Source organism: Clostridium sp. (assembly GCF_051650885.1).
Taxonomy (GTDB): domain Bacteria; phylum Bacillota; class Clostridia; order Clostridiales; family Clostridiaceae; genus Clostridium.
In genome coordinates this window covers 1-1,409 of record NZ_JBOFRG010000362.1, presented here as the reverse complement: position 1 = coordinate 1,409, position 1,409 = coordinate 1, and the positions used below count along the sequence as shown (strand labels likewise).

Below are 1,409 nucleotides of genomic sequence, written 5' to 3'. Positions count from 1 at the left end.
AGCTTTATTAATTCAGAGTAGAGTAGTATAATATAAAGGAGCTGATTCAAGTTGGGAAAAAAAGTGAGACTTGCAGGAATTGCATATGAAAGTCTTGTTAATGGACCTGGAATGAGACGTGTATTTTTCTCACAAGGGTGTAAACATAAATGTGATGGATGCTTTAATCCTGATACACATAGTTTTCATGATGGAGAAGAATTAGATATGGATGATTTAATAAAAGATGTACTAGAAAATCCTTTGTTAAAAGGTGTTACTTTTAGTGGTGGAGATCCTTTTGAAAGAGCAGAGGAATTTTCTTATATGGCAAAGGCTTTTAAAAAAGGAAATTTAAATGTATGGGCTTTTACTGGATATACTATAGAAGAAATTTTAGAAATTTCAAAAGAAAGAAATGGATTTAAGGAATTTTTAGAGAGTATTGATGTTCTTATAGATGGTAAATTTGTAAAGGAACTATCAAAAGAAGGACTGAAGTTTAGAGGATCATCAAACCAAAGAATAATAGATGTGAAAGAAACATTAAATAGCAAGAAAATAATATTAATAGATAAATATATGTAAGGAGTGGATGGTAGATGAAATTATCAGTTAGAAGTAAAAAATGTAGAGAATCTAAAGGTGTAATAATTTCTTTATTTGAAGATAAATTAGAAGTTAAAAACCCTACAATAAATAAAATGGTAGAGCATTTAAAGAGTAATGAAAGATTTTTAGGAAAAAAAGGTGAAGTATATAGCTTTACACGTGAGATAGAAGGTTCAATACAAGATGTTGTTCTTTTAGGTCTTGGAAAAGAAGCTGATGCTACATTAGAAGATATTAAAGTTTCAATATCAAAAGCGTATAAAAAAATACAAGAATTAAAAATTAATGATTTAGTAGTAAAAATGATAAAGTCAGAAAAGTTTAAAGTAACAGAATTAGCACAAGCTATGACAGTAGCATTATTGTTAACTGATTATAAATTTGATAAATATAAGTCAGATAGAAAAGAAGAGGAAGAAGTTCAAGTTTCATTCTCAGGATGTGCTATAAAATCTGAAGGTGATGAAGCAGTTTTAGCAGCAGTTAAAGAGGGAGAAGATATAGCGGATGGGATTATAATTGCTAGAAATTTAGTTAATGAACCTGCAAATGTTATGTATCCAAAAGTTTTAGCTAAAGAAGTTTTAAACTTAGGAAAAGAGTATGGATTCCAAGTTGAAGTTTTTGAAAAAGATAAAATAGAAGAGTTTGGAATGGAAGCATTCTTAGCTGTTGCAAAAGGTTCAAAGAAAAAGCCAAGATTAATAGTTATGAGATACTTTGGAGATGCTGATAACAGAGAAAAAACTATTGGATTAGTAGGAAAAGGGTTAACTTTTGATACAGGTGGATATTCGTTAAAACCATCAGCTAGTATG

Annotated in this window: 2 protein-coding genes; both read left to right on the top strand. The window is 29.2% G+C overall.

Annotated elements, in window-relative coordinates; all coding sequences use genetic code 11:
- The first annotated feature begins 51 nt into the window (after positions 1 to 51).
- Positions 52 to 567, top strand: coding sequence for an anaerobic ribonucleoside-triphosphate reductase activating protein (gene nrdG / locus ACRC28_RS18390; protein ID WP_438544905.1), 516 nt, complete (start codon positions 52 to 54; stop codon positions 565 to 567).
- Between the two features lie 14 nt (positions 568 to 581).
- The coding region (locus ACRC28_RS18385) for a leucyl aminopeptidase family protein (protein ID WP_438544904.1) at positions 582 to 1,409 on the top strand (828 nt) is incomplete at its 3' end.